This window comes from Cellulosimicrobium sp. So1_17 (assembly GCF_055181235.1).
Window position 1 is genome coordinate 2,666,684 of sequence record NZ_CM143702.1, and the last position, 18,089, is coordinate 2,684,772.

At 73.2% G+C, this 18,089-nt stretch carries 11 protein-coding genes; 1 reads left to right on the top strand and 10 read right to left on the bottom strand.

The features are described from left to right. Positions 1-399: 399 nt before the first annotated feature. From ACZCLJ_RS11685 to ACZCLJ_RS11700, 4 genes are all read right to left on the bottom strand, one after another. A complete protein-coding gene (locus ACZCLJ_RS11685; RefSeq protein ID WP_251152103.1) occupies positions 400-558 on the bottom strand; it encodes a DUF6760 family protein in 159 nt (52 codons plus the stop codon). Then, on the bottom strand, positions 555-1,019 hold the full coding sequence (locus tag ACZCLJ_RS11690) for a hypothetical protein (RefSeq protein WP_251152102.1): 465 nt from the start codon (positions 1,017-1,019) through the stop codon (positions 555-557). Before ACZCLJ_RS11690 ends, ACZCLJ_RS11685 begins: the two co-directional genes overlap by 4 nt. Beyond that, positions 1,019-1,465 carry a phage tail protein gene (locus ACZCLJ_RS11695; RefSeq protein WP_251152101.1) on the bottom strand — a complete coding sequence of 149 codons (447 nt, stop codon included), beginning with the start codon at positions 1,463-1,465 and terminating at the stop codon, positions 1,019-1,021. The genes ACZCLJ_RS11690 and ACZCLJ_RS11695 overlap by 1 nt, the downstream gene beginning before the upstream one ends. Before the next feature lie 69 nt (positions 1,466-1,534). Then, positions 1,535-3,100, bottom strand: coding sequence for a phage tail sheath family protein (locus ACZCLJ_RS11700; RefSeq protein WP_463103807.1), 1,566 nt, complete (start codon positions 3,098-3,100; stop codon positions 1,535-1,537). Between the two features lie 321 nt (positions 3,101-3,421). On the opposite strand from ACZCLJ_RS11700, the gene ACZCLJ_RS11705 reads away from it, so the two are divergent. Then, the gene (locus tag ACZCLJ_RS11705; RefSeq protein WP_463103808.1) at positions 3,422-6,562 is read left to right on the top strand and encodes an alkaline phosphatase D family protein; all 3,141 of its coding nucleotides are present in this window, start codon (positions 3,422-3,424) and stop codon (positions 6,560-6,562) included. A 117-nt stretch (positions 6,563-6,679) separates the two neighbouring features. Here ACZCLJ_RS11705 and ACZCLJ_RS11710 read toward each other — a convergent pair whose 3' ends face one another. The 6 genes from ACZCLJ_RS11710 to ACZCLJ_RS11735 form a co-directional block, all read right to left on the bottom strand. Then, positions 6,680-8,605 (bottom strand): alpha/beta hydrolase domain-containing protein, encoded by a 1,926-nt coding sequence (locus ACZCLJ_RS11710; protein WP_463103809.1) that lies wholly within the window; start codon positions 8,603-8,605, stop codon positions 6,680-6,682. A 208-nt stretch (positions 8,606-8,813) separates the two neighbouring features. Next, positions 8,814-10,487: an eCIS core domain-containing protein gene (locus ACZCLJ_RS11715; RefSeq protein ID WP_463103810.1), complete on the bottom strand. Its 1,674-nt coding sequence runs from the start codon at positions 10,485-10,487 to the stop codon at positions 8,814-8,816. After that, on the bottom strand, positions 10,484-11,593 hold the full coding sequence (locus ACZCLJ_RS11720) for a hypothetical protein (protein WP_463103811.1): 1,110 nt from the start codon (positions 11,591-11,593) through the stop codon (positions 10,484-10,486). Before ACZCLJ_RS11720 ends, ACZCLJ_RS11715 begins: the two co-directional genes overlap by 4 nt. Beyond that, the gene (locus ACZCLJ_RS11725; protein ID WP_463103812.1) at positions 11,593-13,632 is read right to left on the bottom strand and encodes an ATP-binding protein; all 2,040 of its coding nucleotides are present in this window, start codon (positions 13,630-13,632) and stop codon (positions 11,593-11,595) included. Before ACZCLJ_RS11725 ends, ACZCLJ_RS11720 begins: the two co-directional genes overlap by 1 nt. Further along, positions 13,629-14,336 (bottom strand): Pvc16 family protein, encoded by a 708-nt coding sequence (locus tag ACZCLJ_RS11730; RefSeq protein ID WP_463103813.1) that lies wholly within the window; start codon positions 14,334-14,336, stop codon positions 13,629-13,631. Before ACZCLJ_RS11730 ends, ACZCLJ_RS11725 begins: the two co-directional genes overlap by 4 nt. 4 nt (positions 14,337-14,340) lie before the next feature. Next, complete coding sequence (locus ACZCLJ_RS11735; RefSeq protein WP_463103814.1) at positions 14,341-18,012, bottom strand: hypothetical protein; 3,672 nt, start codon at positions 18,010-18,012, stop codon at positions 14,341-14,343. Between the last annotated feature and the right edge of the window lie 77 nt (positions 18,013-18,089).

Here is an 18,089-nt window from a genome sequence, read left to right on the forward strand (position 1 = left end):
GTGCGGCCCCTGACCACGCGGGCGCCTCAGGGACGGGAACCGGGGCGTCGTCGGGCGCGAGGAGGGTGAGCTCGACGTCGGACGACACCGCACGCTGCAGGTGGCGGGCCCCGTCGCCGTCGACGACGCCCGACGGCGCGCGGTGGTCGACGGCGTGCCCCATCGTGCCGAGGAGCCTCGGGCTCGACCAGGCGGCGAGCCCGGCGGGGAACTCTGCCGGTGAGGTCGTCAGCCGGAGGTCGCCCAGGATGCGCTGCACGGGCGGGACGAAGGCCCAGCCCACGGGCGGCGTCGTGCCCGGGCCACCGGGAGCCAGGTCCCCGGCGCGGGCGGCGGCCACGGCCCGGGGGCCGGCCGCGGTCGCCGCCCGGTCGCGGCGCTGCCACGGCCACCTCATGGTCAGCGCCCCTCGGACAGGCGCGTGTTGATCTTCGAGATCTCGCGGGCGAACCGCTGCCGCACCCCGTGCTCGAGGTCGAGGATGTCGTCCGGCGACCAGTGGAAGTGGTAGGCGACGTACGCGATCTCCTCGTACAGCCGGTCGGTCGCGTACGTCACGATTCCCCCAGGCGGCCGCCCGCGAGGTCGATCGTGAAGCGGTGCGAGCACTCGGGGCACGTGACGGCGGCCTTCGTGTGGCCCTCCGCGTTGACCCGGCGGTAGAAGTCCTGGAGGAACGCGACGTCCGAGGCGAACATGTTCTCGACGACGTTGGTCGAGATGCTCGACATCGAGCCCAGCGACGTGATGACGCGGCTCAGCAGGACGACCGTCGTGAACGCGGCGTTCTCCTGCACGCGCGAGTCGTACAGCGGGAGCAGCTCGTCCCGCGCCGTCGCGAGACGCATGGTCCCGCGCGTGTGCCGCACGCCGTCGGCGTCGACGTACCCCCGCGGGAGCTCGAAGTCGAACTCCGTGCGCAACGGCGCGGGCGTTCCCGCCGACCGCCCGGCGCCGGGCGTCTCCTGCTCGCCCGGCGCGTCGCGGTCCAGGGTCTCCAGCGCTGGACCGCGCTGCATCAGCCGACCGTCATCTCGTCGTAGGCGACCGTGAACTTCTCGGTCGCGGGCTCGGTCGCGCCGGCCTTCATCGCGGAGACCTCGACGCTCGACACCCAGCAGTTGGTGAAGTTGTACGACTGGAGGGTCGCGCCGGTGTAGTCGAGGAAGGCCACCGCCGCGGTCTTGCGCGACCCCTTGACGTCGCCCTGCGCGACGATCTTGAGCCAGTCGGAGATCGTCTTGCTGTCGGTGAGGCCGCGGGTCACGGTGAACTCGCCGGGCTTGGGCCGGCCCATGAGCTGACGGACGACGTACTTGCCGTCCTTGGTCTGCTGCTTGTGCTCGATCTTCTCGACCTCGGACTTGATGCCGCTGACCTCGATGACCTTGGGGACCTGGATCCCGTCGATCGTCACGATGAACCCGTTCGCGGCGGACGAGTCGAGGGGGTCGGCGAGAGGCATGGTGCGCTCCTTCGTTGTGCGTGCGATGTCGGTCGGGGTGTCAGGCGGGCGCCGGATGACCCCGTCGCGCTACTCGGCGACGAGGCTCGTGCCGCCCGAGAACTGGGACAGCTGGAAGATGACGAACTCCGCGGGCTTCACCGGGGCGATACCGACCTGGCACACGACCTGGCCCGCGTCGATCCCCTCGGCCGGGTTGGTCTCGTCGTCGCACTTGACGAAGAACGCCTCGTCGGGCGTGACCCCGAACAGCGCGCCCTTGCGCCACTCGTTGACGAGGAAGCTCGCGATCGTCCGGCGGATCCGCGCCCACAGCGCCGGGTCGTTGGGCTCGAACACGACCCACTGCGTCCCGACGAGGATCGACTCCTCGAGGTAGTTGAACAGCCTCCGGACGTTGATGTAGCGCCATGCCGGGTCGGAGGACAGGGTGCGCGCACCCCACACCCGCACACCGCGGCCGGGGAACGCCCGGATGCAGTTGACCCCGACGGGGTTGAGCAGGTCGTTCTCGGCGCGCGTGATGTTGGTCTGCAGCGTGATCGCGCCGCGGACGACCTCGTTCGCCGGCGCCTTGTGCACGCCGCGCTCGCCGTCGTTGCGAGCCCACAGCCCGGCCAGGTGGCCCGACGGCGGGACGAACACGTTCGTGCCCGACAGGGGGTCGAAGATCTTCACGTACGGCCAGTACAGGGTCGCGTACTTCGAGTCGTAGCCTGCGCCCGAGACCCGCCACTCCTTGACCTGCTGGGCGTTCAGACCGGGTGGCGGGTCGAGGATCGCCATGCGGTCGCCCATGAGCTCGCAGTGCGCGATCATCGCGAGCTGGACGGCCTGGAACGTCTCCAGGTCGATCGCGTCCTGCTCGAGCGCCGCGACGAGGTCGGGGATCGCGACGATGGTGACGTCGTCGACCGCCTCGAGGCCGCTGAACCCCGTCCGGTCGGCCGCGTCGCCGATGTAGTCCTCGGCGCCCAGGTCCTCGGTCGACGGCGGCTCCGGCTCCGGCTCGGGGGCCACGAGCTCGACGGCGCCCTTGTCCGGCTTCATCAGCGCGCTGCCCTGGGCGACCTCCTCGATCGTGATGATCTTCGACTCCTGCTTCACCTTCGTCGCGACGTTGTCCGCGCCGCGCTTGGTGGTGACGTTGTCGAAGGTCTCGGCCTCCTTGCCGTCGACCTTGATCACGAGCCTGAACTGGTCGTCCGGCGCGGACTCGCCGCCGGCGTCGGCCACCTCGACGGTGATCTTCTTCGGCTTGCCGGTCGTCGTGCCGTCGAGCGCGGTCAGGCGGTAGCCACCCAGGGCCGCCACCGGCGGGCCGGCGATCGCCTTCGGCGCGGCCTTGCCGCGGCCCGACGACGCGGGCGCGGCCCCGCCGATGCGCACCACGTAGCAGTTGCCGCCGCCGTTGAGGAAGTAGCCGTACACCGCGTGCGCGAGGTACGAGCCGGGTACGAAGTCGCCGAACGTCTGCGAGAACTGGGACCAGTTGGACACGAGCGTCGGCTCGTTCACCGGACCCCTGGCCGCGAGACCGACGAACGCCGCGACCGACGTGCCGACCCCCTCGATGGGCCGTGAGCCGGCCTCGACCTCTTCCACGTACACGCCGGGCGAGAGATACGTCGTCATGTCGTCGTCGCCTCCTAGGGAACACGCTGGTGAGGACCAGGGTCGTACGGCGACGCACGGGAGATCAGGGCCGGTCGGCTACCTCCCGGGGCAGACGTCGCTGCCCGATCGGGCGGCGTCGGCGTCCGACGGCGGAACGACACCGATCTGCGGCGGCAACCGTCTCCCACGGTCGCCGGGTTGGCCGGACAACCCCCGGGGGTCGTCGTCCGCATTCCCCTCTCCGTTCACCTGGCGATCGGCTGCCGGACATCCCGGGCCGGTCGGATCAGGGCCGTGCGCCTCAGCGCACGACCGCCCCCTGGATTCGGAGAGACACCCGTGAAGAAGCGCACGCCCGAGCAGGGCAGTCCGACCACCTCCGGCACGAGCCGGCGCGTGTTCCTCGGCGGGGCCGCGACGGCCGCCGCCACCGCGTGGCTCGCGGCGAACGGCACCGCTGCCGTCGCGGCGGACGACGTCCCGCTGCGCGCAGCCGTCCTGGAGCTCCGCGACCCGTGGACCGGCGCGACCGGTCTCGAGAAGCTCTTGACGAAGGCCGGTTTCGCGGTCGTCGCGCTCGACCCGGCGAAGCCCGCGACCGAGCAGGGCGTCGACGTCATCGCGTTCGGCGGGTTCACCAACAACGAGCCGACGTACGGCCGCTACATCGAGGCGCAGGCCGAGTCGCTGCGGGCCTTCGTCGCCGAGGGTGGCGTCGTCCTCGACATGGCGCAGTCCGACCAGTTCCACTCGACGGTGTCCTACCTGCCGTCGCCGATGTCGGCGAGCCGCAACGACGCCGACCACGACTCGATCTTCCCGGTCGTCGCCGACCACCCGCTGGTGTCGCACTTGCGGGTGGTCGACGGCCGGGTGTTCACGGGGCGGTCGACGCAGATCCGCGTGAGCTGGGAGTCGCTGCTCGACTGGCGTCAGATGCGGGTGCTGCTCGCGTGCAGCGCGGGCGGACGCCCGCCGGCCCTGCTCGAGGGCGCGCACGGTCGCGGCCGCTTCGTCCTGTCGAGCCTCACCATCGACAAGATCTACAACGCCGCCGGTCAGACCGTCCAGCCGAGCGAGGCCGTCGCCGACAGCGAGATGTTCTTCACGGCCTTCGCCACCTACGTGAGGATGGTCGTCGCCGGGACGGCGCCGGTGGTGACCCCGACGATGCAGGCCGTCGCCGGCCCGCTCGTCGGCGACACCGGCACGACCCACTCGCGAGTCCTCATCCGTCCGGGCAGCGACCTGCACGACCGCGAGTCGTGGACGCTCGAGTACTGGGCCGAGGGCGGGCCCCGCCGGAGCGTCGGTGCCGTCCTCTCTCCAGACAACGACTCGACCGTGCTCTTCGACATCGCCGGCCTCACGGCCGCGACGGCCTACTCCTACGCGATCGCCCCCGAGGGCGACCCCATCCCCGGGCTCGACATCTCGGGGTCGTTCACGACCGCGCCCGCCGACGACGCCGCGACGAAGCTCGTCGTCGGTCTCGGCTCGTGCGTGTGGACCGAGCAGAACCACATCTGGGACACGATCCGCGCGGAGGGGTGCGAGGCCTTCGTCTTCATGGGCGACACCCCGTACATCGACAGCACCAACCTGCAGACCGCCCGGGACAAGCACCGGGCGTTCCTCCAGGTCCCGCAGGTGCGCGAGGTCACCCGGACGATGCCGGTCTGGGGGACGTGGGACGACCACGACTTCGGCGGCAACGACGTGCACGGCGACCTGCCGGGCAAGCGCAACAACCGCACCGCGTTCGTCGACTACCGCGCGAACGCGACGTTCGGGCACACGGCGGCGGGCGAGCCCCTGCGCGAGCGCACGGTCGACGGCGAGGGCATCTACACGTCGTTCCGGCGCGGCCCCCTCGAGGTGTTCCTGATCGACCCGCGCTGGTTCAGCCGCACCGAGCAGAGCTGGGCGGACGCGACGAGGACGACGGGCATCGGCCAGGTGCAGTGGGAGTGGCTGCGGGAGAGGCTGCTCGCGAGCACGGCACCGTTCAAGCTCCTCGCGAGCGGGATGATCTGGGACGACAAGCAGAACGGCGAGGCCGACGACTGGGGCACGTACTCCTACGAGCGCGACGCGATCTTCGACCTCGTGCAGGAGCACCGCATCCCCGGGGTCTTCCTGCTCGGCGGCGACATCCACGTCTCGCGCGCGCTGAACTACGGCCCGCGCGTGGGCTACGACCTGTGGCAGTTCATCGTGAGCCCGATGCACAGCTCGGTCATCCCGAGCCTCAACGTCCCGAATCCTGCCCTCGTCCACAGCGCGGTCGAGCCACACGTCTTCCTCAAGCTCGAGATCGACTCGACGGTGGAGCCCGCGACGATGACCGCGACGTGGATCAACCGCGACGGGGAGCGCGTCTTCGAGGTCGCGACCGACGCCGCGCGCCTCACGCCGCTCCCCGTCCTCGTGGGCTTCCCGTCGGCCGCGACCGAGCTGCTCGCGGGCCGGTCGTCGACGATCACGACGAGCGTCACCAACCAGTCGGGCGACCGGCTCGACGAGGTGACGGCCGTGCTGGAGGCGCCCCTCGGCTGGCAGGTCACCGCGGCGACCGAGACGACGTTCCGCGACCTCGCCGACGGCGAGACGCGCACGACGAACTGGACGGTCGAGCCGCCCGTCGGTGCCGAGCCCGGCGACGTGGTGCTCGTCGCCCGGTCGACGTACTCGCCGGCCGGTGCCCACGGCACCGCGACGCGACAGACGACGGTCTCCGTCGTCGCGGACGGCACGGTGCCCCGCTCGCGCCTGTCGATCGCCGGGTTCAGCAGCGAGGAGCCCACGAGCGACCCGGCGGTGAACGTCATCGACGGTGCACCGCAGTCCATCTGGCACTCGCGGTGGGCCGCGCAGCCGGTCCCGGGATACCCGCACTGGATCGCCGTGGACCTCGGGGCCGATCACCTGCTCGACGGCCTCGGCTACCTGCCCCGGCAGTCCGGCACGAACGGGCTGATCAAGGACTACGAGGTCTACCTGTCGCACGACAACACCACGTGGGGCAGCGCCGTGGCGACCGGCTCCTTCCCGACCGGGACCGCGCTCGCCCGCGTCGACTTCGCCGAGACCGCTGCCCGCTACGTCAAGCTCGTGGCGCTGAGCTCGCAGAACGGCCTCCAGTTCGCGGCGGCCGCCGAGCTCACGCCCTACGGCCGGGCTGTGGAGCGTGAGCGTCCCGAGGCGGTCGTCACGGCGGAGTCCCGCACCATCGCGGACAAGGTCGTGGTCGCCGTCCGGGTCGAGAACACCGAGTCCGTGCCGGTGGACGTCAAGATCACGACCGACTTCGGCACGAAGTCGTTCCTCGGCGTCCTGCCGGGCGCCAACGCGTACCAGTCGTTCGCGACCCGCAGGTCTGCGGTCCCCGCGGGGGCGGTGACGGTCGAGCTGAGCGGCCGGATCGACCAGCTCGCGGTGCGCAACACCGTCACGGCGCTCTACGACGCCCGCGGCTGAGCGAGGGTCCACCCGCGACGACGCCGTGGATGCCGCGACCGCTGTCGGCCGGACGTCCACGGCGTCGTCCTCCGTGAGGGAGCCCGATCTCGCGGCGTCGCGAGTCCCTGCGAGAGCTCAGCCGCAGGCGATCGCGTCGTACGCGACGTCGGCGGCGAACGACCGCCCGTCACCCGACGCCGACACCTGGGCGTCGCCCGTCTCCACCGACGTCGCCCGCACGGCGAACGACTGGTACGCCGACGCCCCCGGTTCCACGTCCGTCACGGTCCTGGTCCCGAACGGCGTGGCCAGCGTGATGTCGACCGGCACCGACTCGTCGTTCGTCGCGCGGACGGCGACGTACGCCCGGCCTGCGAGGCAGCGCGCCTGGGCCTGCGTCGAGACGGCCAGGTCGTCGTGCGCCGCGGTGAGGCCGATGACGCCGCGCACGGCCAGGGTGGCGCGGACGATGCTCGCCGACGCGCCGGCGTCGTCCACCTGCGTCTCGGCGAGGTCCTGCGCCTGGGCGACCAGTGCCTCGGCCGCTCCCCAGTCGCCTGCGTCCGCAGCGTCGAGCGCCTGCTGCACGCGGTCCTGGACCTGCTCGCCGACCGCGGCGTCGACCGTCCCGGCGGCGACGCGGTCGCCCACGAGCTCGACGACGTCCGTGTACCAGGCCGGGTCCGCCGCGACCTCCGCGGGCAGGTAGCCGGCCTCCACCGCGGCACGCGTCGACGCGACGACGTCGTCCGCGTACTCCTGCGGGTCCGGGTACCAGGCGGCGAGCGTGGCGTCGTCGACGGGCGTGGACCCGCCGTCGAGGAAGCAGAAGCCCGGGCCGGCGTTGAGGCCGGAGTTGATCCGCGTCGGCACGTCCTGCTGGGCGAGGCGGATGCCGCCGAGGCCGAGGCCGAGCTCGTCGCGCACGACCGTCCGCGGGTCGTCGGTCAGCTCGATCGGCTCGGCCGACGGCGGCGCCGTTCCGTCGGCCACCCAGGCGGCGACGTGGTCGTACACCGTGCCCTGGACCATGTGCTGTGGCACGCGCGACCCCGACGGCTGCTCGCACGTCTGCGGCGTGCCCGGGTAGCCGCCCGGCGCGGAGCCGACGTCGCGGATCCGCAGGCGCCCGTAGTCCGTGATGAGCTTCCAGTCGCCGTGCGACGCGCCCGCGACCTCCCACGTGCGGAGCACGTCCGTGTCGGGCTGGCGCTGCGCCGCCCCGAGCAGGTCGATCGCGACGTCGGTCTCGCTGTTGATCTTGAACACGGGCGTCTCGAGGTCGTCCCGGACCACGCCGCCGCCGCCGTGGAGGACGACCGCGTCCACCACGCCGGCGAGCGGGTCGACCGAGTTGACGTAGGACCACAACCGGCCCGCCGACTGCGAGTGGCCGGTCGCGACGACGCGTTCGGCGTCGAGGGGGCCGAGCGGCGCGGTGCCGGCGGGGTCGCGCACCGCCTGGACCGCCTGGCTGAAGACGTCCCACGAGAGCGTGTCGTCCGTGACCGTGCCGCCGTCGGTGAGGTCGAGCGTGCCGTAGCGCTCGGGGCTCCAGGTGCGCAGACCGGTCGCGGAGTGGACGCCCGCGCGCTGGGCGGAGACGCCGACCCACGCGTAGCCCTCGCGGACGAGGTGCTCGTGCGTCTGGAACCAGTCGACCTCCTGGTCCCACTGGTTCGAGACGTTGTACCACTCGGCGATCACCGTGCCGTTGAACGCGTCCGGGTCGACGGGGCGGCGGACGACGATGCGCGTCCGGTAGTCGTGCCCGGTGCTGAGGACCGTCGCGTCGGTGGTGCCGTCGGCCTGGTACCGCGTCGCCTCGCCCTCGAGGAAGAACTCCTCCTCGACGTAGCCGTGCCCGGTGAGGTCGTAGTCGGTGGCGAGGAACGGATAGCCGTGGGCGGGGTCGCCGGGGGCGGTCGTGGCCGGGATCGGGCCGACGACCTCGGGATCGGGCACCGCCTCCGCGGCACCGGCAGGCAGCGCCAGGCCGGTCAGGAGCAGCGCTCCGGTGGCGGCGAGGGCGAGCGGGCGTCGGACGAGACGTGCAGGCATGGACGACTCCTTCGTCGGGGCCCGACCGCGCCGTCGGGTGGTCAGCAGGGTAGACAGATGCGACACCTCTGTCGACCGGTCGGCAGGTTTTGGCCGATCTCCACCAGAAGTGACCGTAGAGCACCCGACAGACTCCGGCGACCTGGTGAGGGACACTGCAACCACCGTCGACCGATGTCGTCTCGATGCTCGAACCAGTGCACGCCACCTACTTCCCCTGCTCGATGTACGCGAACTCGATGATCCGCTCCTTCAGGCGCAGTGTCACAGTCGCCAGACCGTTGATCTTCAGATCATTCCTGTGGTCGAGGAGAAGACCCATCGCCGCGATTCCGTTCTCAGTCCCCAGCAGCGCGAAGAACAAGTCCGCAGGAGGCTTCCCCGCACCCTCGCCCGGCTCGATGCCCTCTGGGCTCGCCGTGATCACCGCACTGTCGAGCACACCGCACGACCACATGAGGTGGTTGAAGACCTCGAGCCCGGACGCTGATGCAACATTCACTCGGAGGAGCTTTTTCAATGCAGCCGTCGGAAAATTCCTGCGATACTGGAGGAAGAGGATCTCAGAGTTCCCCAAGGCGGACTCGAGCGCCGGGTCGTTCCCCTTGGCGTGCGAGTTCGACATCGCGAAGATCTGCCCCTCGGAGAACTCGTTCTCGTAGACTCCCCCTGCAGTGCCGCCAAGATTCGTCTTCATCGACTTCCGGCCGATCAACTCCTCGTGCGTCGATGCGGCATCCAGCATGTTCGCCGCGCCATGAGCCACCTCGGCATCTGCATGGCCTGAGACGCGCAGCGACGTCTGGATCCTGCCGTAGCGCTCCCTCCCCTTGTCGGCCGCCTTCTTGAACTGCGCCTCCGCCTTCATGCGTTCGCTCTCCGACACGGAGACAAGACCGGGGGTCGGCGCTGGAGCTGGCGTCGGCGGTGGAGGTGGCGGAGGTCCCGCCGGCGGCCCTGCCGCGGCTCGGGGAGGTGGGGTTGACGCTGACGCGATCCTCCGCCCCGCTTCCAGTGTTGCCTCCTTGACCAGCGCCTCCTTCCCGACGAAGACGAACACCCCCGTCGAGTTGACCCAGCCTTGGATCACCTCTTTCACCGTCGGCGCGAGGCCGTCAGGCACCTCCTTGAGGACCGTGAACTCACCGCGAGCCTCGGACCGCAGGTAGACGCTGCGTTGGACCGTGGCGGTCGCGACGTCCATCGAGGACCATGACGGGCGGTGAAGCGGCAACCGCCGCGCGCTCCCGAGATCGGCTCCAGGCGTCCGCATGACGCGGACCGCTGTGGCCGCTGCTTCGCGTTCGAACCGGTCGTCCGGGTCGGAGATGCTGACGCCGTCGCCCGTCGGTGTGCCCGACACGGGGCCGCTGCGCTGCTGCACGACGTGCGTGAGCTCGTGCGCGAGCATCGTCCTGCCCGCCGTCGAGGCCGTGTCGAACTTCCCCGCACCGAACACGACGTCTCGCCCCACGGTGTAGGCGTGCGCCCCGACCGCCGCGGCGGACGATGACGCCGTCCCTCCGGTGTGGACCCGCACGTCCGAGAAGTCGGCACCGAGGCGCGCTTCCATGTCCGCGCGCACGTCGGGCACAAGCGGTGACCCGCCGCCGCGCCCGACGACGTCGAGCACGGGTGATCGACCGTCCTCGAGCGCTCGTTGCAGCACGGCGTTGCCGACGTGACGCTGCAGCGCTACGAGATCGTCGGCACCGAGCGCGGCGACGTCTCCCCCGGCGACCGCGGCAGCGCCGACCGCAGGCCCGACAGACCGGGTCGCCGAGGGCCTGTCCGGCCCCGACGCACCGGCCCGGTCTGCGGGACGCTCATGCGGACGTGCCCGCACGTCGTGGTGGCCGGTCGGCTCGCTGTCCCGTGTCATTGCGTCGTCTCCTTCGGGCTGGCGCCCACCTTCTTCTTCCGGCTCCCGCCGGTGTAGCCGAGGACGGCGGAGGAGATGAAGCCGCCGCCCTCCAGCACGTCCTCCTTGATCTTCAGCACACCGCGGAAGACGGACGCGTCCTGGAAGTAGTAGTCGACGAGCTCCAGCCCCGAGACTCCGGCCTGCCGGATCAACGCGAGGGTCTCCTGCTTGTTCGCCGTGTAATAGTCGCCCTCGCTGGGCTTCTGCAGCGCCTTGAGCACGAGCAGGGTCGTGATCTCCGTGGCCCCCTCGACGAGCGCGGGCCAGCCCGTCGCGTCACCGTCCCCCACGTGCTTGTCCCACCCGGCGCCGGACAGGATGTGCAGCGCCTCGTGGATCGCGTGGTGCGGCTTGACGACGTGCTGCCGCAGGTTGAGGTGTCGTGGGTTGCGGTTCCGCTCGGCGAAGCCGAGCGCGCGCCAGCTCCCCATGACCGTGCGCAGGACGGCGTCCACGCTTTGCGGGCCACCCGGTCCGGACCCCCACTCCAGCACGCGTCTGCGGGCGAAGTCGACCTCGTCGAGCACGCGCACCCGCCCGGCGAGGTCGGTGGCGATACGGTCCTGCGCGCTCTGCGGGAGCCACGGGACCGCCCGGAGGTCGCGAAGGAGGTCGTCCTCGACGGCCTGACGGATCGCGTCGGGTTCCGTCGCCTGCTGCATCCCCGCGAGCGCAGCCTCGACCTGCCGGTGGTGCTGGAGGTAGAACCGTGCGTCGGTGTCCAGGGTCGCGAGGTCCTTCGCCGCGTCGAGCACGTCCTTCAGCGAGATCGTGCGGGAGAGCACCGCGGACAGCACCCGCGGGAAGTCGACGACGACCGCGCGCTTGACCTCCTCCGGCAGCGTCTTCACCTCCGCGGCCGTGACGGCGCGCTGGACGACGACGCCCGCCGCAGGTGCGAGCATCCGGGACACCTGCGCGTTGCCGACGTCGCGCTGGAGCCCTGGCAGCACCAGCGGCCGTTCGCCACGGAGCGGCGCGGCTGCTGCGGTGCCCGTCCGCCCCGGACGGCCGGCGGTGTGGCGCGGCACGACCGGGCGCGGGTGTTCCTCGTGCTCCGACATCACTCCACCAGCTCCCAGTACGGTCCGAACTCGCTCGGCTGCGTGAGCCGGCCGAGCTTGCGGTGCTCGCGGTGCACCGCGGTGACGAGGTGCCGCATCTCGACCACGCCGTCGTCGGCCGCGGCGAGGTAGGCCGCGGTGACGGCCGCGGAGCGGATCCCTCCGCCTGCGAGCTCGAACGCCTTGGCGCAGAAGTCGAGGTCGAGGTCGTCCGCCCGCCGGACCACGCGCCCGAGGCACCGGTCCCACAGGAGGCGGCGCGCGGCGTCGTCGGGCACGGGGAAGTCCACGACGACGTCGAGCCGACGCGTGAACGCCTCGTCGATGTTCGCGCGCAGGTTCGTGGACAGGACGACGAGCCCGTCGAACGTCTCCATGCGCTGCAGCAGGTAGGCGCTCTCGATGTTGGCGTAGCGGTCGTGGGCGTCCTTGACCTCGGAGCGGCGGCCGAACACGGCGTCGGCCTCGTCGAACAGCAGCACGGCGTTCACCCCGGCGGCGCCGGTGAAGATCCGCTCGAGGTTCTTCTCCGTCTCGCCCACGTACTTGTCCACGACGGCCGCGAGGTCGACGACGTAGAGCTCGAGCCCGAGATCGTGCGCCACGACCTCGGCGGACATCGTCTTGCCCGTCCCCGAGCCGCCCGCGAACAGCGCCGCCACGCCGCGCCCACGTCCGCCGCCGGGGCGCATCCCCCAGTCGCCCAGCACGCGGTCGCGGTGGCGCGCGCGCTGCGACACCTCCCGCAGCGCCCGCAGCGCCGGGGTCGCGAGGACGAGGTCGTCCCACCCGACGGCGGGCGTGACGCGCCGCGCGAGGCGGTCCAGCGCCGTGCCGTTCTCGGCCCGCGCCCCGCGGCGCACGTCCTCGGCCGACACTCGTCCGTCGGGCCGCAGGACGGCCTGCGCACCGGCCGACCGCGCCGCCCGGACCACCTGCTCGGGCCGCAGCCGGAAGGGGGCGGTCACGCCCGCGACGTCGACGTCGCCTGCCACGTCCCCCAGGGCGGCGGCCCACAGCGCGGCGCGCTCGGCCGTCGTCACCTCGTCCGCGTCGACGAGCAGCGGCGTGGCACGCGACCACTCGGGGTCCCACGCGGCCTCCCCGACGAGCACCGTCACACCTGAGCCCTCCGCCAGCGCCGCGACGACCTCGGGCGACCCGCGCACCGCGTCCACGGGATCGGCGACCAGTCCCGCGTCGCGCAGCGACGCCTCCCGCACGGCCGCCCGGATCGTGCCCACCGGGTCGGCACCGAGACGCCGCAGGTCGAGCCCGACGACGTCGCGACCGGTCGCCGCGAGCGCCGCCGCAGCAGCGGATGCCGCGGAGCCTGTCCCGGGCTGCTTCAGGTACAGCAACCCGACGCCCGCGGCGAGCGCGGCCCGGACCCGGTCGGCGTCGTCCGAGTCGATCGGGACGAGGTCCACGAGGGCGTCGGCGAGCGCGGGGTCGGGGGCGTCGTCGCCCAGCAGGTGACCGACGACGCGGTCCGGGACCCGCAGCGCGCGCCCTGGCAGGGGCCGGTCGAGGTCCTCGACGTCGACGAGCCCGCCCCGCACGAGCGGCCCGTGCGTGAGCCGGTGGCGGGCGGGCGCCGACGCGAGCGGGACCCCGCACAGCGCGAACGCCGTCGCGACGGACGGCCGGTGCCGCGAGACGTCGTCGTTGAGGTAGCCGAAGAGCTGCTCGAACCGCAGGTCGACCTCGCCCGCGAGCGCCACGAGGAACAGCTCGACGTCGAGGTCCGTGAGCTCGAACGCGCGGGCGAGCGCGCGCAGCCGCACCCGCTCCCCTGACCGCTCCGCGGCGTCCGCGGCCTGCTCGACCACCGCGAGGCGCTCCGACGCCACGCCGAGGTCCGCCGCGAGCGCCGGTCCGACCAGCAGGTGGTCGACCGCGGCGTCCGTGAGGTAGAGGCCGCGGAACGGGTCGTCCGCGGTCGGGTCACCCAGGCGCCGCCGGGCCACGAGGTCGCGCACGCGCTCCTCGAGGACGCCGAGGCGCCCGCCGAGGTGGACGAGGCTCGCTTCGGTCATGACCGCCTCCGTGCGCGCGGTGCGCGGGTGCCCGACGCCGCCCCCGCCGCCGCAGCCTCTCCGTCGGTCGCGCGCGTGGCGGGGGTGGGTGCCGGCGCGGGCGCGCGGTGCCGTCGCCGTTGCGTGTCGGCGCCGTCGCCGGTCGTGTCTCGCGCGGCGAGCAGCAGCTCCTCGCGCACGGGCGGACCGACCTCGCCGCGGTCCGGGCGCAGCAGGGGTGCGGTCACGGCGACCTCGACCGAGGGCTTGAGCTCGCCGCCGAGCGAGGACCACACGTCGGTGACGCTGCGGTCCTCGGCGGGTGGCATCCCGACGGTCACGGGCACCGGCCCGCCGGCCTCCGCGAGCGACCCCACGACGTGCTCGGGAGGCAGCGCGTCGAGGCCGATGAGCGCCGCGAGCACACGGTCGAGCAGCCGGTGCTCGTCCTCGGGACGCTGCGTCCAGGCCGTGACGAGGTAGGACAGCCGGAAGTGCCGCGGCGGGTCGGCGCGGCCGACCACCGTGCCGTCGGGACGGCGGCGGTCGACCAGCCCGTGCGAGCGGCGCTTGACGTCCTCGCGGACGTCGTACAGGTACACGTCGACCGTGGGCGCGTTGCGGCGCGCGGCCCAGTCCTTCGTCGGGGCGTCGAACGCGACCTCGACGTCGCCGACCGCCTCGCGCACCAGGGCTCGGAGCGCGTCGTCGACCTCGGTGATCATCGGGTCACCTCCGTTCCTGGGTGTCGGGCACGGCGACGGTCGGCGTCACGACGAGCACGGCGCCGTCCACCTCGCACCACGCCGGACCCGGCGTGGACCTCCCCGGCGCGCGCTCGGACGGGGACGGGGTGCCCGGCGGTCCGGGGCACGGCGGCACGGGTCCGGCGGACGGGTCGGACGAGGACGCGTCGACGACCCGGGGGGTCGTCAGCGGTGGCGGGTCGCCGCTCGTGACACGCAGCCACCGCTCGCCCCGCAGGTCGTTGCGCACGATGAGGACAGGGACGCTCAGCCGACCGTCCGGACCGACCCGGTACGGGCCCGACGCGGACGTGATGCCCGCGGACCACGTGAGCACCGCGTCCTCGCCGGGCGGGAAGTCCTCGCCGTAGGCGAGCACGACGTCGCCCGGCGCGGCGACGGCGGGCAGGACCCGCAACCATGGCTGCACCACCTCGAGACCCGCGGACGTCGTCACCGACGTCGGCGCGGGCAGCGGCACCGGCGAGGTCAGCGGCGTGAACGGGTCCGGCGTGCCGGTGCGGCCCGTGACCGTCACGGTCACCGCGCCCCGCGCGGCCGGGCCGACGGGCGCGAGGGCGGACACGACCGTGACCTCGGCCCCGGGCGCCAGGTCGGCGATCGGACAGGTCCCCCACGCGCCCAGGCACTCGCCGCCTGCCGGCAGGTCGGTCGGTCCCGCGTCCGACGGCGCGGCCGTCGGCCCCGTGTCCGACGGCGACACCCCCGCGGGGTGCTCCGCAACGAGCACGACGTCCGTCGCCGTCGCCGTGCCCGTGTTGCGTACCGTCACGGTGACGTCGACCGGGCGACCGCCCACCCACGCGCGCGGGGCCGAGACGGCGACCTCGGCGAAGAGGTCGGCGTCGCCGCCGGGCACGGGATCGGGCTCGGCCACGGTGAGCGAGACGGTCCGGAGGTTGTCCTCGACGTCCGCTTCGGGGCCGGGGTTCACCACGGCGCCGACGACGTCGAGCACGCCCGACCTCTCGGCGAGCACCGGGACCGCGACCCGGGTCTCGTCGCCGGGCCCGAGGTTCCGCGTCGTGCACGTCACGACCGTCGAGCCTGTACCGGTCCCGGGCTCCGCCACGCAGCCGGGCGGCAGGTCCCCGGGCCGGAGCCCAGGGGGCAGCACCAGCACGACCGTCGGCGCCGCAGCGGTCCGACCGGTGTTCGTGACCGTCGCGGTCACCGTGGTCGACGTGCCGAGGTCGAGCCGGACGGGGTCCGCGGTCAGCCGCAGGGAGAGGTCCCCGACGGGCTGCACGTCGGGCTCCGTGAGGGCCGCAGGCAGGTCGAGGACGGTCCGCAGCCCTGTCCCGTCTGGCGCGACCACGTACAGGTCGCGGTCGTCGGGGCGGCCGGCCGGCTGACCGCTGAACACGACCTCCGTGCCGTCGGTCGACCACGCGGGTCCGTCGGACAGCGCGACGCGCGCGCGGCTCGGCGTGGGGGCGAGCGTCGGCCCGGGGTCGGGCTCGGCGGAACCCTCCCGGACGGGCGGCTGCGTCGTGCGGACCAGCGCCGAGTGGTCGAAGCCCGTCAGCGCGCGCAGACCCACGACGACAGGGACGTCGTCAGCGGAGTCACCGTCGGTCAGGTCGGCGGGCTCGACGTCCAGCACCGAGATGCCGCCGGGCGCGACCTCGACGCCACCGATCCGCAGGTCGACCACCGCGACCTGGGTCCCGTCGGGCGACCACGCCGGCTCCCGGCCCTGGACCACCTCGGAGGCGACGTCGCACAGGACGTCCTCGGTGTAGCGCCAGCAGTCCTCGACGACGTCGACGGTCAACGGGGTCCACGTGCGCGACGCGAGCTCGAGCACGCCCAGGTACCGCGTGACGTCGTCCTCGTCGTCGACCCGTCCGGCCTCGGCGACGAGCCACTCACCGTCCGGTGACCACGAGGGGTGCAGCGGTGCCCACCCCCCGCTCCCCTCGTCGCGGGTCCAGTCCTCGGCGCCCGTCCCGACGTCCACCCACCCGACGCCGATGCTCTCCTCCGACCCGCGGATGCCCGAGTACGCCACCCGGGCGCCGTCAGGAGACCAGTCCGGGTTCGCCATCCCGTACAGGCTCCCCGGCACGAGGGTGGAGAGGGCACGCGTCGTGGGATCGACCACCGCGATCTCGCGCAGGGCCGTGTCCGGGCCGTCCGGAGGCTCGCCCGGGAGAAGGGCGCTGAATGCGAGCCGTCCCCCGTCGGGTGCGTACGCCGGCCCGGCGTCGTCGAGCCGAGAGGCGGCTCCGGGGCCTCCGGTCAGCTGCCGCACCCCGGCGTCACCGGTCCCGGAGCCGGCTGCGGGCGCGTCGGCGACGACCCGCTCCTCCGACCGCTGCGTGAACCGGAGCCGTGCGCTGCCGGGGACCGTCTCCTGTTCCGGCTCCGAGCTGAAGCCGCCCTGCATCGGGCGGACCGTCACCCAGTCGGGGTGCGACCCACCCTGCCCGGAGGACGGGACGCGCCACGCCGCGTCGACCTCCAGCGCGCCGCCCTGATTTCGCAGGAGGGCGACCCACGCCGACGGCCGGCCCGAGCCCTCGTCGGTCGCCGTGTAGGCGAGCAACACCGCGGGTCCCGCGTCGTCGAGCGTCACGACCCGTGCCCTCGGCTCGCGCCCGACGGCGGGACCGTCGACGGCCCCGTCGGCCTCGGCCCAGGGGTCGGACACCACACCCGGCTCCACGGAGCCGCCAGGGCTCCAGAAGTACGGCAACGAGAACGACGCGACGGAACCGCCAGGACGGAACCGGGTGGTCGTGAACAGCACCAGCGTGCTGCCCTGCGCGTCCACGACGACGTCGGGCATCGTGTCGGCACCGGCATCGTCCGTCAGCCGGACCGGCGGTCCCGTCGCCCGCGCGACTGCCGTGGCAGCGTCCGCCGCCCTCGCAGACGTACCTCCCTGCTCGAGACCGACCGCGTACAGGTCGCCGAGCGGGTCGTCGCGCGTGCTCGAGAAGAACAGGCTCGCGTCGCCCGGGCCCCAGGACGGCCACAGGTCCTCCGCGTCGGCGTCCGGCGCCAGGGCGACGGCGTCGTCCCCGGCGCACTCCGAGCGCGCGTCCGCGACGACGATCTCGGTGTCGCCGGAGGCGTCCGTCGAGTAGGCGACGCGGGTCAGGTCCGACGCGAGCACGGGGTGGGTCTCCTGCGCGGTGTCGCACGTCACCCGGATCGTGTCCCACTCCGCCTCGGGCACGTCGTCGGTCGCGCCGGCCGGCGGGACGCGGACGTAGACGTCGGGGTCCTGCGTCGCGGCCCGGGTGCTGACGAACGCGTACGCCCGGGCCGCCTCTCCCCCGGCGTCCGAGCCGGCGGACGACGACTCGCCCTCGTGGCGGTGCCCCGCCTCGATCTCCACAGGGTCCTCGAGCACGGCGTCGTCGACGACGTACCCGGCGCTGCCGTTCAGCTCCAGCCCGAACGTCATGTCGACCGCGGCGAGGCCGTCCGCGCCGAGGGAGAAGGCGACCCGTGGCTCCGCGGCGAGCGCGTCCGGGAGGTCTCCGACCGCCGCGCGGAGGGCCGAGAGCTCTGTGGCGGCGGCGCGCGGCGCGGAGCCTGCCGCGGCGTCGGGAACGAGCGCGCCGGCACCGAGGACCCCGACGACGGCGAGCAGCGCGACGCCCGTGGCGACCTTCCCCACCGCTCACCTCCCCGGCCCGGCAACGCAGACGGTGCGGTCCACGCCCACCGTGGACCGCGACGGGCGCCGACGGCACC

Excerpts from the sequence above, each read along its gene's own strand:
- ACZCLJ_RS11720 (WP_463103811.1), bottom strand. The coding sequence starts at position 11,593 with ATGTCGGAGCACGAGGAACACCCGCGCCCGGTCGTGCCGCGCCACACC.
- ACZCLJ_RS11730 (WP_463103813.1), bottom strand. The coding sequence starts at position 14,336 with ATGATCACCGAGGTCGACGACGCGCTCCGAGCCCTGGTGCGCGAGGCG.
- ACZCLJ_RS11690 (WP_251152102.1), bottom strand. The coding sequence starts at position 1,019 with ATGCAGCGCGGTCCAGCGCTGGAGACCCTGGACCGCGACGCGCCGGGC.
- ACZCLJ_RS11710 (WP_463103809.1), bottom strand. The coding sequence starts at position 8,605 with ATGCCTGCACGTCTCGTCCGACGCCCGCTCGCCCTCGCCGCCACCGGA.
- ACZCLJ_RS11725 (WP_463103812.1), bottom strand. The coding sequence starts at position 13,632 with ATGACCGAAGCGAGCCTCGTCCACCTCGGCGGGCGCCTCGGCGTCCTC.
- ACZCLJ_RS11695 (WP_251152101.1), bottom strand. The coding sequence starts at position 1,465 with ATGCCTCTCGCCGACCCCCTCGACTCGTCCGCCGCGAACGGGTTCATC.
- ACZCLJ_RS11700 (WP_463103807.1), bottom strand. The coding sequence starts at position 3,100 with ATGACGACGTATCTCTCGCCCGGCGTGTACGTGGAAGAGGTCGAGGCC.
- ACZCLJ_RS11715 (WP_463103810.1), bottom strand. The coding sequence starts at position 10,487 with ATGACACGGGACAGCGAGCCGACCGGCCACCACGACGTGCGGGCACGT.